The 13,519-nt window shown below is 64.0% G+C and carries 15 protein-coding genes; 9 read left to right on the forward strand and 6 right to left on the reverse strand.

What is annotated here, in order from left to right:
* Position 1: 1 nt before the first annotated feature.
* From LQ953_RS13365 to LQ953_RS13375, 3 genes are all read right to left on the reverse strand, one after another.
* Complete coding sequence (locus LQ953_RS13365) at positions 2 to 3,265, reverse strand: error-prone DNA polymerase (protein WP_231031409.1); 3,264 nt, start codon at positions 3,263 to 3,265, stop codon at positions 2 to 4.
* Complete coding sequence (locus LQ953_RS13370) at positions 3,262 to 4,866, reverse strand: DNA polymerase Y family protein (protein WP_231031410.1); 1,605 nt, start codon at positions 4,864 to 4,866, stop codon at positions 3,262 to 3,264. The genes LQ953_RS13365 and LQ953_RS13370 overlap by 4 nt, the downstream gene beginning before the upstream one ends.
* Before the next feature lie 100 nt (positions 4,867 to 4,966).
* Complete coding sequence (locus tag LQ953_RS13375; RefSeq protein ID WP_231031506.1) at positions 4,967 to 5,677, reverse strand: ImuA family protein; 711 nt, start codon at positions 5,675 to 5,677, stop codon at positions 4,967 to 4,969.
* Positions 5,678 to 5,862: 185 nt separating this feature from the next.
* Between LQ953_RS13375 and LQ953_RS16385 the strand changes: the two genes are divergently transcribed.
* On the forward strand, positions 5,863 to 7,263 hold the full coding sequence (locus LQ953_RS16385; RefSeq protein WP_231031411.1) for a transposase: 1,401 nt from the start codon (positions 5,863 to 5,865) through the stop codon (positions 7,261 to 7,263).
* Between the two features lie 409 nt (positions 7,264 to 7,672).
* Here the strand turns inward: LQ953_RS16385 and LQ953_RS13385 are convergent, their stop codons facing one another.
* Complete coding sequence (locus LQ953_RS13385; protein WP_231031412.1) at positions 7,673 to 7,816, reverse strand: hypothetical protein; 144 nt, start codon at positions 7,814 to 7,816, stop codon at positions 7,673 to 7,675.
* A gap of 230 nt (positions 7,817 to 8,046) precedes the next feature.
* Here LQ953_RS13385 and LQ953_RS13390 point away from each other — a divergent pair, with 230 nt between their 5' ends.
* From LQ953_RS13390 to LQ953_RS13425, 8 genes are all read left to right on the forward strand, one after another.
* Entirely contained in the window at positions 8,047 to 8,724 is a 678-nt protein-coding gene (locus LQ953_RS13390; RefSeq protein WP_231031413.1) for a hypothetical protein, read from the forward strand.
* Between the two features lie 3 nt (positions 8,725 to 8,727).
* A complete protein-coding gene (locus tag LQ953_RS13395; protein ID WP_231031414.1) occupies positions 8,728 to 9,156 on the forward strand; it encodes a hypothetical protein in 429 nt (142 codons plus the stop codon).
* Complete coding sequence (locus LQ953_RS13400; protein WP_231031415.1) at positions 9,153 to 9,398, forward strand: hypothetical protein; 246 nt, start codon at positions 9,153 to 9,155, stop codon at positions 9,396 to 9,398. Before LQ953_RS13395 ends, LQ953_RS13400 begins: the two co-directional genes overlap by 4 nt.
* The gene (locus tag LQ953_RS13405) at positions 9,395 to 9,574 is read left to right on the forward strand and encodes a hypothetical protein (protein WP_231031416.1); all 180 of its coding nucleotides are present in this window, start codon (positions 9,395 to 9,397) and stop codon (positions 9,572 to 9,574) included. The genes LQ953_RS13400 and LQ953_RS13405 overlap by 4 nt, the downstream gene beginning before the upstream one ends.
* Positions 9,571 to 9,921, forward strand: a complete 351-nt coding sequence (locus tag LQ953_RS13410) for a hypothetical protein (protein WP_231031417.1) — start codon at positions 9,571 to 9,573, stop codon at positions 9,919 to 9,921. Before LQ953_RS13405 ends, LQ953_RS13410 begins: the two co-directional genes overlap by 4 nt.
* Before the next feature lie 83 nt (positions 9,922 to 10,004).
* The gene (locus tag LQ953_RS13415) at positions 10,005 to 10,481 is read left to right on the forward strand and encodes a hypothetical protein (protein WP_231031418.1); all 477 of its coding nucleotides are present in this window, start codon (positions 10,005 to 10,007) and stop codon (positions 10,479 to 10,481) included.
* Between the two features lie 68 nt (positions 10,482 to 10,549).
* Positions 10,550 to 11,743: an XRE family transcriptional regulator gene (locus LQ953_RS13420; protein ID WP_231031419.1), complete on the forward strand. Its 1,194-nt coding sequence runs from the start codon at positions 10,550 to 10,552 to the stop codon at positions 11,741 to 11,743.
* Positions 11,740 to 12,243: a DUF4411 family protein gene (locus tag LQ953_RS13425; RefSeq protein WP_231031420.1), complete on the forward strand. Its 504-nt coding sequence runs from the start codon at positions 11,740 to 11,742 to the stop codon at positions 12,241 to 12,243. The genes LQ953_RS13420 and LQ953_RS13425 overlap by 4 nt, the downstream gene beginning before the upstream one ends.
* 172 nt (positions 12,244 to 12,415) lie before the next feature.
* On the opposite strand, the gene LQ953_RS13430 is transcribed toward LQ953_RS13425, so the two are convergent.
* On the reverse strand, positions 12,416 to 12,778 hold the full coding sequence (locus tag LQ953_RS13430; protein WP_231031421.1) for a hypothetical protein: 363 nt from the start codon (positions 12,776 to 12,778) through the stop codon (positions 12,416 to 12,418).
* Positions 12,779 to 12,948: 170 nt separating this feature from the next.
* Positions 12,949 to 13,461, reverse strand: a complete 513-nt coding sequence (locus tag LQ953_RS13435) for a hypothetical protein (protein ID WP_231031422.1) — start codon at positions 13,459 to 13,461, stop codon at positions 12,949 to 12,951.
* Positions 13,462 to 13,519 lie beyond the last annotated feature (58 nt).

The raw sequence follows: 13,519 nt of genomic DNA on the forward strand, positions 1-13,519 counted from the left end.
TTCAGCGGAAATCGTGCGACTTGAAGCGCAGCACTTGTTCAGGGTCCATCCCATCTGCGTGGGGCGGCCAGTAGCAGTCGCGCGGTTCCGGGCTCCAGCCCTTGCCGCGGTGATCGGGCGTGCCGCCATACCGGGCGCCGTCGCCTCGGCCAGTCCGATGGGCGAACGACATCTCGCCCACCTTGTGGAGCAGGTCGCCGTGATCGATGATCTTGTCGCAGATGACGTGGATCACCTCCCCTTCCTTCTGCACCCTGCCCCTCATGCCGATCATCAACGCCGACATGACCGTGCGCCGCTGCGCCTCGAAGCGATCGGGCCAGAGGATGCCATTGGCGATGCCGGTCTCGTCCTCGATCGTGATGAACAGCACGCCCTTCGCAGACCCAGGCTTCTGCCGAACCAGGATGATGCCAGCGACCTCGACATGACGGCCGTCCCGGATGCCGGCGAGATCCGCGCATCTTGTGACTCCACGACGAGCGAGTTCGTCGCGGACGAAGGTGAGCGGGTGCGCCCGCAGGGACAGCTGCAGGGTTCGATAATCCTCGATCACCTCGCGACCGTCCGTCAGCGGGCGCAGCGCAACGGCAGGCTCGATGCCTTCAGCGGTGAAGGCAGCCTGCGCCCGGTCCGCAGCGGCGAACAGCGGCAGAGGTGCCTCACCCAGCCCCCGCACCTTCCAGAGCCCCTGCCGACGATCCGCACCGAAGGCGTGAAAGGCGTCGGCATCAGCTAGCTTCTCGATCGCGGCGCGCTGCACCCCCGATCGTCGCCAGACATCCTCCACTGACTCGAACATTGCGTCGCCGCGTGCAGCGACGATTGCGGCGCCGTCCGCATTGGAGAGGCCGCGCACCTGACGCAGCCCAAGGCGCACTGCTCGGTAACGGCCCCCGGTCGCCTCCAGCGTGCAGTCCCAGCGGCTGGCATTGATGCAAACCGGGCGGACTTCGACGCCATGCTCCCGCGCGTCCCGGACGATCTGTGCCGGCGCGTAGAAGCCCATCGGCTGCGCGTTCATCAGCGCTGCGCAGAACACGTCAGGATGATGGTGCTTCATCCAGGCGGAGGCGTAGGCAATCTTGGCGAACGAGGCTGCGTGGCTCTCTGGGAAACCATAGGATCCGAAGCCTTCCAGCTGGCGGAAGGTGCGCTCGGCGAACTCGCGAGGGTAGCCGCGCGCCACCATGCCTTCGATCAACTTCTCTGAAAAGTGCGATACGCCACCTGTAAACTTGAAGGTCGCCATCGCGCGCCTGAGCTGGTCCGCCTCCGCCGCGGTAAACCCCGCGCCGACGATCGCCACCTTCATCGCCTGTTCCTGGAAGAGCGGAACGCCAAGCGTCTTCTCGAGCACCGCGCGGAGCTCGGGACGCGGATACTCCGGCTTCTCCAGCCCCTCGCGCCGGCGCAGATAAGGATGGACCATGTCGCCCTGGATTGGTCCCGGACGCACGATCGCCACTTGGATGACGAGATCGTAGAAGCGCCGCGGCTTCATGCGCGGCAGCATCGACATTTGCGCGCGGCTTTCAATCTGGAAGGTGCCCAACGTGTCGGCCTTCTGGATCATGCCGAACACGGCAGGGTCGTCGTCCTGTAGATCCGCCAGTCCGATGCGGACTCCCTTGGCTTCCTCCAGCAGGTTGAAGGCCCGGTTCATGCAGCCGAGCATGCCCAGGCCCAGCACATCCACCTTCATGAACTTCAGCGCGTCGATGTCGTCCTTGTCCCATTCGATGATCTGCCGGTCTTCCATTGCCGCAGGCTCGATCGGCACCAGGTCATCAAGACGATCATGCGTGAGCACGAACCCGCCTGGGTGCTGGCTCATGTGACGCGGAACGCCGATCAGCTTGCGGGCAAGATCAAGCGTGAGCCGCAGACGCCTGTCGGCGATGTCGAGGTTCAGTTCCTTGACCTGCTTCTCGCCGACGCCTTCAGCCGACCAGCCCCAGACCAGGCCGGCGAGCGAGCCTGTCAGGTCCTGGGGCAACCCCAGCGCCTTTCCTACGTCCCGAACCGCGCCGCGCGCGCGGTAGCGGGTCACCACCGCGGTCAGTGCGGAGCGATCGCGGCCATAGGTCTCATAGATCCATTGGATAATCTCTTCGCGGCGCTCATGCTCGAAGTCGACGTCAATGTCGGGCGGCTCGCGCCGCTCGCCGGACACGAACCGCTCGAACAGCAGCTCGTGCTTGATCGGGTCGATCGAGGTGATGCCCAGCACGAAGCAGACGCAGGAGTTAGCCGCGGATCCTCGCCCCTGGCACAGAATGCCCCGGCGCCGCGCCTCGCGCACAATCGCATGCACCGTAAGGAAGTAGGGCGCGTACCCCAGCTCGGCGATCAGCTTGAGCTCATGCGCGATCTGGTCCGCATAGGCCCGCGGCACATCACCGTCGAACATGCGGGCGACGGCATCGCCTGCCAGCCCCTCGAGCGCTTCTTGGGCGCTGAGACCCTCGATCACCCGCTCATGCGGATACTGATAGGCGAGCTCACCCAGGTCGAAGGTGCACGCGCGCGCAATGTCGACGCTGGCGCGAAGAGCATCCGGATATGCAGCGAAGCGGCGCACCATTTCCTCGGGCGACTTCAGCGCCCGGTCCGCGTTCACCTCGCGCCGGTAACCCAGTTCGTCCACGGTGCACTTCTCGCGCACGGCCGTTACCACGTCCTGGAGCAAGCGGGCCTCGGGCTCGTGGTACAGCACGTCGCCGGTGACCACAGCACGTACGCCGGCACTCCCCGCCTGGGTGGCTAGCGCATCGATGCGGACCGCGTCGTCAGGCCGTCTGCGCTGGAACAGGGCCATATAGCCGCGGCGTCCATACAGTGCCTGGAGGTCGGATAGCGCGGTGATGTTGGCATCGTCCGCTTCGTGCGGCAGCAGAATGGCGATCATGCCCTCAGACCAAGGGCCCAGATCGTGCCAATGCAGCTCGCATCCACCCTTCCCTGCCCGCTGCTTTCCCAGCGTCAGCAACCGGGTCAGCCGCGACCATGCGGCACGATCCGTGGGATAAAGGAGCAGCCGGCGCCCACAGGCGAGATCAACGCGCGCGCCAGCGATCGAACGGACGCCGGTGACCTTCTGCGCCTCCCAAGCCCGCACCACGCCGGCGACCGTGCCGATGTCGCCAACGCCAATCGCGGGATAGCCAAGCAGAGCTGCGGCCTCAAACAGCTGCTCCGGACTGGAGGCCCCGCGCAGCAGCGAAAAGTGGGTGAGCACCTGCAATTCGACATACGCGGTCATGCGAATACGCCATGCATCCACCAGCTAAGATCGCCGGTGCTGTCCTCCACCCCATCTCCTCGCCGGAAGACCCAGTAACGCCCGCCGCTTTCGTCCTCGACGCGGTAATAATCTCGCACCGCCCAGACTTCGGCATCGCGCCGCCACCACTCGCCATGGATCCGCTCAGGTCCGTCGCCGGCAACCACGCGGTGCACCTTGCCCCGCCACTCGAACCGGCGGGGCGGCTGATCCGGCAGTAGCGCCATCACGCTGCGCAGTGGTTCAGGTCTCGCGAACAGCCGGATCGGTCGCCGCCAGTTCGGCCAGCCCCCTGGGGCGTTCACCGGATCCGCGTGCTGAACGGCACGTTCGGGCACATGGCTTTCCACCGGCGCAATCCTGAACACCGCGCGTGGGCCAATGCGCCCGGCGACCACGTCAACCAGCCGCGCAGGATCGCGCACCAGCGTCTCGCCAGCGAGGACCGCACCCAGGTCAACGGCGTCCAGGGGCTCAGTATGCGCCGCGACCAAGCGGAACTGCTCCAGCCCCATGCCCGGATCGATGCGCTCGATTCGCAGCTTCAGCAGCCGCAGCAGGTGCGGCACTTCGCGGGTCGGACGCGACGTGCCGACGGCCACCACCTGCTCGCCCCCATCGACCCGCAGCCCGATGAGGCGCAGCGAACGGACGCCGAGCCCCCTCGCCTGCAGAACTTCCGCCAAGTCATCCAGCAGGTCCTCCATGACCTGCGCGATCGCCTCGGCCGTGCCGATCGGCTCGAGGAGCCGCCGCTGGACGCTCGGCACGACAGGATCATCGCGCGGCGTGATTGGCTCAGCGGCAGCGCCGAGCGCTTGATCGAGCCGCGTGATCGTCGCCAGCCCTAAGCGCCGCGCAAGCGGGCCGCGAGCGACTGGCAGGAGATCGCCTATAGTCTCGAAGCCGAACCGGCGCGCTGCAGTAAGCGCGGTTTGCTCCAGGCGAAGCGCGGCAATCGGCAGCGGCCCAAGCATTCGGGCGTGTTCCCCGGGCGGCGCGAGCGTGATGGCGGCTCGCCCGAATCGCGCCAGAGCGTGCGCCGCGCCTGGCGTGTCCGCCACCGCCACACGCGCGGTGAAGCCGGCGCGCCCGCAAAAGGCCAGGAGCCGTCGGCAGAATCGCTCCTCCCCGCCGTGCAAATGCGCGCAGCCAGTCAAGTCCAGCCAGATGCCGTCGGGCGCCGTCACCGCGGCAACGGGGGACCAACGCCGGACCGCCAGCAATGAAAGCCGGTCCAGCAGATCCGCATCCGCCTCCGGTTCCGCCGGGCGAAAGTCCAGGTCCGACACGAGCGCGCGCGCATGCGTTGCTGCCATGCCGACGCGAATTCCAAGCGCCATGGAAGCAGCGCAGGCGGCAACCACCTCCTCGTGCCTCCCGACTTTGTCGATCAGCGCGAGTGGTGCTTGGCCCACCTGATTGCCGCTGCTTCCGATCGGCGGCGCCGGGTGCGCCTCGGGCGGCCCTTTGAAGGGATGGGTCGCAGCCTCGGAGCGCCGCCCGAGCTCTCGCACTGGCGGCTGTGCATGTCTGGGCAATGCAGCGATTTGCTGTTCAACCACATCCCGCGACGGCATCTGTCCACGTGCCCATCGCGCGCCCGGGCGCCATCCCCCACCTCGGGGAATGGAGCAGGCACCAGGGTCCTCGTCGACAGGAAGCTCGAGCGGCGCGCGCCTAGGCAGCGGCGTGGCGGACCGCTCCAGCCGTCTCAGCCGCTCCACGGCCAAGTGCGGCAGGAACAGCGAGACGACCCGTCTCATCGCAGCCCTCCAGGATCAGGGAGAAAGGTTCGCCGCCACGCTGCCGTGCGGCCTCAACCGACCAGCGCGCGCGTGCTACACCGGGAACACTCAGCCGCTCGGAGGGCGCACTGCCGATCCGCCACCTTGTCCAGGCGGCGGAGGGTTCGGCCAACGGATCTTGATCACGCGCGCGCCGCCGACGAAGCAGCAGCACGGGTATGTCAGCGTCAGCAGCGACTAACTGCAGCCTGCGGCTTGCAACCATCGAAATCTTGGTCACCTCCGCCACCACCGCGGCTGGCGTTCCATCAAGCACGGCGTCCTCCGCCACGGCGAGCAAGGCTTGGTCGTCACGGGGCTGTGCGTAGATGACATTAGCTGAGAGGAGCCCGGCCTGTGACAGCCCAGGGGCGTATAGATCGGTCCTGCAGCTCACCCAAAGCACCGGGCCGGCTGCGTGACGCGCCTCGCGAGCGGCAACGCCAGCGAGAAAAAGCGTGGCGGCAGCATCGTCTGCCAGCGAGCAACTCTGCGCGGTCACTTCGTGGAGCGCCCCCGCGCGCAAGCCGCCTCCGGCAAGACGGGCATCCAGCCGGGACAGGCCAAAAGGGATCACCCGGTAATCGGTCGCGGGACTCGCCATCGTCCTCAATTGGGCGATCGTCGTCAACGGGTGGGGGCTTGTGGCAGGCATTAAGGGACGACTCCGATGTTCCGCTTATGTTCCTCCATTAAGTACGAGTCGGTCAATGCCGAAGATTCCCCGAGCGCCCCGGAAACGTGCACCTGACCACCGGTTCTTAATTCGTCGCGGGTATCGAAACGGGCGTGACCGCCCCTTTCCTCCCACCTTCGTTCCAGCTCGACCACGCCCATCCCACAGCGTGCACCCAGCGCTTAGATGTGACCCTGATTTCTCGGCCGGCATGCCCGAGCTGCGGTCCACATCAGCGAATCCATAGCCGCGGGTTTCATAGCGGCGGGCCGCTGAGCATCTTCGATCTGCCGCGCGAAGGGCCTGTCGAACTGAGTGTTCGTCGGCGCCGCTACGAATGCGCCGTCTGCAAGGCCGACCCGGCAGCGAAGGTTAAGACGTTCTCGGAACGCGGGCCGGACACACACCCGCGCTATGACATGACCAAGCGGCTGCATCGCTATGTTCTCGGACAGGTAGCTCGGCGTCCCCTACAGGAGATTTCGGCTCACACCGGCGTCCCAGCCTCCACCCTCTGGGATATTGCGGTAAACCTCAGCAAGCGGCTGGAGGCAGGCCACAGGCTCCCCACACCCAAGGTGCTCGCGCTCGACGGCATCAAGATACTCGGACGCGAATACATGGTGGTGGCGGACGGGGTGACGGGGCTGCCTGTTGGTTTCATAGGTTCAATCAAGGCAGCAGATGTGCGCGCTTGGACGCATACCCACCTAGACATCGATCAGGTCAACGTCGTCGTTGCCGACCTGCACAAAACGAACACGAGCATTGCTCGGACCAAGTTCCCTAACGCCATCTACGTGGCTGATAAGTGGCACGTGATCCAGCGCTTCCAGCGCGTCCTTTCGCAGGTCATCAACAAGGAGATCAATGATCTCCGTGCGGCTGGAGAGAGTGAGCGCGCAAAGACGATTTACGACTTCAAGCCCGGCCTTATGGCCGTGAAAAAGAGCCTGCGCAGGACCCGCCGCACGAGCAAGGGCGGGCGGCACACACTGTCGTTCTATGATGACCTTCGGCCGATCTTGGCAGCCAGCCCCAAGATAAGGCGAGCTTATTGGGCCCGGCACGATTTTCTTCGCTTCTACAGCAGCCGCAGTCTGCAGGACGCGATGCCTTGGCTAGAGCGGTTCCGCCGGCATACTCATGCTTTCGCAAGCATGACCAAGATGATCGAATTCGACAAACACTTCGCTTCGAACTGGAACCTGATTGCCAACTACTTTGAGACCGTCACGCTTCGATCGGACGGCCGGTGGCGTGGCTACACAACCAATGCTTTGGAGCAGTACAACGGGCAGATCCGCAAGCACCTCCGAGCCCGCAACGGCGTTCGCAATTTCGACTTGATGCGGTTGATCGCCGTCTATGGCTCCCGCCGGATCGGCGAGGAGATCCAGCTCTGTTCGAGCGCTGATTGCGTGGCTGCCATAGGGCCGGTCTTTGGGCCACCTGCCCCACCGGAGATACGGGAGCGCACCGGCACCTACTGGACCTGCCCTGACTGCCGTTAACCATTCACCCCACAGCCCCCGCGCGCACGCGGTGGTCTGCTCTCACCGCCAGCCTGTGGGGTCGTTCCACCCCGCGGGCCGGTGTTAATCATCGCCGTACCTTTCAGGATGGAGCGCAAGGCGGTTCAACAACCGAAAGGAAAATGAAGATGAGTAATACCGTTGCATGGCGGGCGAAGCCGCGCACCAGCAAGCCTAACAGCCGGCAGAAGCGGAACGGGTTGTTCCTGGATGCGCATCCAGTCTGTCAGCAGTGCTGGAGTGCTGCATCTACGCAGGCGCACCACCGGCTATGGAAGGGCCATCCCAGCCGCAATCTGTGGCTTGCGATGCAGGCCACCTGCGAACCGTGTCACGTCTTGCACCACCGCCCGCTGAAGATCACGTTCGGCGCGCAACGAAAGCGCCCCTAGTCCGCAAGCCGGACCCCTGCTCCGCCTCCTGCTGAATGGTGTCCGGAAGCGATGAACACGACGCCGGCTTCTACGAGCGCATCGACCATCGCGTCGATCGAGGCTTCAGCGATGCCAGCGCCGCCTTCGTATCGGCGCACGGTGGCTACTCCGAGGTTCGCTCGCTCAGCGAGATCCTGTGCAGACCACCCAAGAAGCGCTCGTGCCCCCCGACATTGCTCAACCGTCATCATCTGATCTGGATTATATCAGTTCGCACTTGTTCGCCACCGTTCGCTGTGATATGAAACCTATCAGTCAGCCGGGCTTGGAGGGCCTAATCTCCAAGCCCGGCCTGATCGCAACCCCTTGTTGAAGAAGGGACACGACTATGAACGCTATTACCCGCCGAGGGCTTCTCGGCGCAATCTCTGTCGCGCCGGCGGCAGCCGCCGCCCTGCTTTCTGCACCAGCGTTGGCCAGCGTCCGGACCGGAGCATCAGCGCAAGGCCGCTGGCATCGGCTCAAGGCCCGTCTCGACCGGTTGGAGGCGGAATATACTCGCTTCCACAACACTGTCGTCATCCCTGCAGACAAGGCGGCTGCGGACGAGATCGCAGCGCTTCCACACGTGAGTGCAGAATGCCCAGGCTGGGCGTGGATCAAGGGCGTTCGCCAGAACACCACCATTACCACCGCCGCATCAGGCGATCTGAGGATGGCGGCCCAATCCCTCGCGCACCCTGAAGGGCATGAGCCAGAGTATCTGGCGGCTTGCCGCACCATCACCGAGGGACAGCGCGACCGCGACGCAGCAATTGAGCGGATCAATGAGCACCACCAGTGCGACGCGCTCTCTGCCCACGCCGACCGCCTTGACGACATCGCGTACCGCCTCCGCTGGAAGCTGATGGTAATGCCAGCTCCCGACGCGGCGGCGGCTCTCTGGAAGCTGGACTATCTGGTTTCAGACGATGGCTGCGGCAGCATGTCGGCCTGGAGCGTCAAGGATCCCGGCGTGAGCGCCGCGATTGCTGACGTTCGTCGCCATCTTGGCGGGGGCGCCTGAGCCATGGCAACCGCATTCAAGCACGCCGCCCAGCCGCTCCCCTTCATCCATCCAGACGATATGCCGCCCCGCTACGCCCTGCCGGGGATAGGGCATTGCCTCGAGCCGCTGGTAAAGAACGGCACGCTCGTCGCCTTTGACAAAGAGCGCCAGCCCGAGCCCGGTAACATCGTCGGCCTGATCTTTACCCGCGAGGCAGCAAAGGGCCGCGGTGTGCCCGGCATGATCAAGCGGCTGGCGATGGCATTGCCGCCCACGGGGCTTCCGAAAGGGTGCTCCGGCCTCGTGGTGGTCGAGCAGATCAACCCGCCCCGCCGCTACCATATCCCCGTGGACGAGCTTCTGGCGGTCCATGCCGCCTATGGCTTCGCTGAGAGTGCTGGCGATGGTCGCGCGATGGTCACCCCCTTCTCCAAGGAGACGGGGCTGTGACCTTGAACCACACACAGGGGGCCGCGGCCCCAACTTTCGACGCTGCCGCTTGGCTCCACACGCTGACCGAGCTTGGCGGCGGCTATGCCCTCGCCAGTGGCCGCAAGTTGTGGCTGGTGGTCGACCAGGTGCCCGCTGACGACCTCACGTCGCTTATGTCCGTTCTCGTGGGGCATCCCGACCGGCAGGAAGCGGTGCGCGCCACAATCCAGCACCGACAGGCAGGGGAGGTGCTGTCATGAGCGCCAATCTACTGCGCGTCATCACCATGTACTGCGAGCGCAACGGCCTCGCCGAAAGCAAGTTCGGCCTAATGGCAGTGAACGATCCCAAGCTGGTCCGCGACATGCGGCGGGGCCGCGAACTCCGCGCCGCCACGGCTCGCAAGGTGCGCGAGTTCATGGGGGTTGCACTATGAGCGCCCTGCATATCCGCTTCGGCGCCGATAGAAGCCTGCCGCTCGACTTGCTGCTGGGCTCCATTCCATCCCTGCCGCGTCACATCTTAAGCCGCCTGGTGGATCAGGCGATTGAACGGATGGACGAGTTGGACGGGGATCCGGACCTGGAACCGGGCGGTGACGAGCTGGACGGCACCAACGCCGAGGACGAGCCATATACGCCCTGGCCCAGCTACACGGCGGTGCATGGAGCAGGCTGCCCAATCAGTGACGCAGATGGGTGTTCAGCAGCGGATGACGGCTGCGGCCCGATCCTACGCGGAGGCGGCGTCATCTGGGGCAGTGTGGAGGATGAGCCAGTCTGAGCCAGTCGCTGCCCGCCGCGCAATCAGTGGCGCCTCGATCTTCGGGTCGGGGCGCTGCACGCGTTCACAGCTTCCGCGACAGCTTGGCTCTTTCTGAACGGTATGCCGAAGCAGACTGGTGGCTGCCCCTCTACCGGCGCATGTTCCCGCGGCTGCAATCGGCGGTGTCGGTGCGGGAAGATGGCTGGGCACAGCGTGGCGGCGTCGATCGCGTCCTGACGCTGAAGTGCGGCCGGACTTACACAGTCGATGAGAAGATCCGCACCGAGGATTGGCCGGACATCCTACTGGAGCAGTGGAGCGACGAGGCGCGGCGCTCGCCCGGCTGGGTGCAGAAGCCACTGGCCTGCGACTTCATTGCCTATGCCTATGCCCCGTCTGGCGTGTGCTTCCTGCTCCCAGTTGTGCCGCTGCAGCGTGCCTGGCGCCAGCACGGGCGGAAATGGGTTGAGCTCTACGGCCAGCGCCGGGCTTGCAATCCGGGGTATGTCTCGGTCAGCGTACCGGTGCCTCGGGGCGTGCTGATGCAGGCCGTGGTGGAGGCGATGTTCGTGTCATAACCAATCCTTCGGACAACTAGCGCAAGGTTCCGGCTTTTCATCGACTCGGGATTAGCTAGTGTGAAATAATGAATGCCGAAGCCCTCAAGCCGCCACGGCTGCCCTTCAATGGGCGGATGCTGCGCTGGGCACGGGAATGGCGTGGGCGTTCTATCGATGACGCCGCAAAAAAGCTGAATACCAATCCGGCAAATATCGAGGCGTGGGAGCGCGGCGAAAGCGTGCCTAGCGTTAGGCAGGCGCGTATGCTCGCCGGTTTCTACGAGCGCGGCTTCCTTGAGTTCTTTCTAGATCGCCCGCCGCCCGTTGTTGAATCCGCACTGGTGCCAGACTTCCGGCTACACCGTGATGCTGCTGATCCCACAGGTGATCGTGAGCTACGTGCGATACAGTCCTGGGCAGAGGAGCAGCGTCTCAATGCGCTCGACCTGTTCGAGATGCTTGGCGATGCTCCCCCTGAATTTCCGGCGGAACTCTTCGCGACGATCGCGTCAAATCCTGAGACCGTCGCTTCTGCGGCGCGCAAAGTGACTGCGCTTGCCGTTGAAGATCAAATGGGCCTCGAGCCGGCGCAACGTCCGACGATGCCGAAGCTGTTTCGACGAGCGATCGAACGGCTAGGAGTGCTGGTGCTAAAGGAGTCCGCTCTAGCGAAGTATGGAGTGAGGGGACTCTGCGTCTTCGCCACCCCGCTGCCGGTGATCGTTTACGGGACCGAAGCGCCGGCGGCGCAGTCGTTCACCATGGCGCACGAGCTTGCCCATGTGATCCTTCAACAGAGCGCGATCAGCGGGCCACCCTCAGCACGCGACACTCAGTCCGCAACCGAAGCTGTTGAGCGTTGGTGCGATCAATTCGCTGGCGCGTTCCTGATCCCGGCGGACGCCATGGGCACGGTTTGGGCCAAGCCAAATTCTGCCCTGCCGGCTATTGGCGATGACATGCTGGGCAAGCTGGCAAATACCTTCTGTGTCAGCCGGCACGCGATGCTGATCCGGCTCGTGCACCTCGGTTACGTCGAGCCCGCATTTTATTGGGACGTGAAACGGCCCGAGTTCCTGAAGCAGGAGCGCGAATTCAAGGGTGGTGGCCGCGCCAAGTACTACGGTACGCGCTACCGTTCATCTCACGGCGATCTCTACACCGGCCTGGTGCTTGAGGCATGGGGTAGCGGGGTGATCACCAATCACAATGCCGCTGAGTTCATGGGTATTAAGAACCTGCGCCACCTCACCGACATTCGCGACGACTTCCTCTCATGAAGAAGTATTGTCTCGATACGTCCGGGTTGAGCAACCCGCTGGAGGCGATGCCCGCTGACATCTACGTGTCCCTCTGGGCGCAGATCGAAGCGAGGATCACCAACGGCGACTTGGCTTGCACCGCCGAAATTTATGAGGAGCTCACCCACCTCGAAGGCCCGATTGGCGATTGCATCAAGGACAATGAGCCGAACTTGCGCCTTGAAGTCGGTGATGCGAGTTGGGATTTCGCGACCTATCTGGAGCACGCTACGCGTATGCAGGTCGAGTACGCAGCGTTCCTGCGGGAAAATCATTCCGGCAAGAAGAGCACGGTGGGCCTCAACGACCTGTCAATAATCGCATTGGCTAAGACTCTGGCCCTGCCTGTCATCAGCATGGAAAAGGCAAAGGCCCATCAGAGCGACAAGTGGCGCCAGATCCCGGATGTATGCGCACTCGAGAAGGTGCCGCACATGAACTTCAACGATTACCTTCGTGCTGAAGGCATCCAACTCTAGTTGCGCTGCCCCGCCAATGCACGAATGCTGGCGACCTCGATGCTCACAGAGCGCAGGCCGGCTTCTGCCCGGTCAGCGAGCCTCGCTTCAACAGGTTGCAGATCGTGCCTCGGCTCGAACCAGCAGCCCTAAACTCTAGCCCCCCCCCTCTATCTCGGCGGCGCGATGATGCTCAGCCTGCCGCAGCCTTCGGGGCACCCGCCAACTTGACCCTGCGCAGGCGATCAATGATGGCCTTCGCTTCCGGCGGTGCAACCTGGACAAACAAGGCGAACAGCTCCTGCTCATTCAAGGAGCCGTTCTCTACGCTGATCGGAAGCGCGATTGGCTGACGCGCCCTGGCCCCGGGCTGCGCCTCTACAACCAGTGCACGCCACGACATGCCGACGGGCGGTTCACCCAGGTTCGTGTTGAACTCCATTGCCACAGCGTTGCGCATCCGAATGCGTCTATCCGGCTGCTCCTCAAACCAAGCCGCGTCTCCCTGGCTGACAATCTCGATCAGACGTTCTTGAAGCGCCCTAACTTCGGCCATGATGATCCCTTGCTTGTTCCGCGCGACATGCCGCTCAGGCCGGCTACGGGCAAGTGCCCGGGTGCGCTAAAGCGCTGCCGGACGGTGGGCAAGGCACGGCTATGTGCGCAAAGCCGAACGGCTAAGATTGGGTGGATTTCAGACGATTCGCTTTTCGGCCTTGGAGCGCGTTAGCGGACTTCCGAGACCTTAGCGCCTGCATGGTGGAACGCGCATCCGATCAGATCGAAGAACTGCTTAGGTGCACTATCGCGCAACGCAGTGTTCCAATGCCATGTCTTGTCACCCAAGGAAGGGAACAGCATGTGCGCCGGAGCGATGCCGCCCCGCCGAGGTATGTCGTCGATTACCTCATAGTGCGCGTTCGTACCGATGTACTCCAGATCTCCAAGCGGTCGAGGACCCCCATCTGGCGATGGTGGCTTCCAATCTGGCAGAGTAACGTCGGTCGTGGATGCGACGTTTTGTCGATCGTTCGTTCCGCCGTTCCAGGGAAGCCACCAGTAAGTTCGATTGGTGTCGCCGAAATGGACGGCGAGTGCGACCTTGGCCGGCCAATCCCGGCCGCTATCTACGGGCCGGAATGTAGCGGTAATCGCCGGATTATGACGCAGTGCATACTGCGCATCCTCAACCTTGCACTCAATCGATGCAGCGAGGGCAAGAATGGCTAGAGCAAACATCGATCTCCGATCCGAAGAGCCGGATCGATAGTGGCAGCTACACTACAGAAAGCAATGG

The organism is Sphingomonas sp. IC-56, from assembly GCF_021043375.1.
Taxonomy (GTDB): domain Bacteria; phylum Pseudomonadota; class Alphaproteobacteria; order Sphingomonadales; family Sphingomonadaceae; genus Sphingomonas.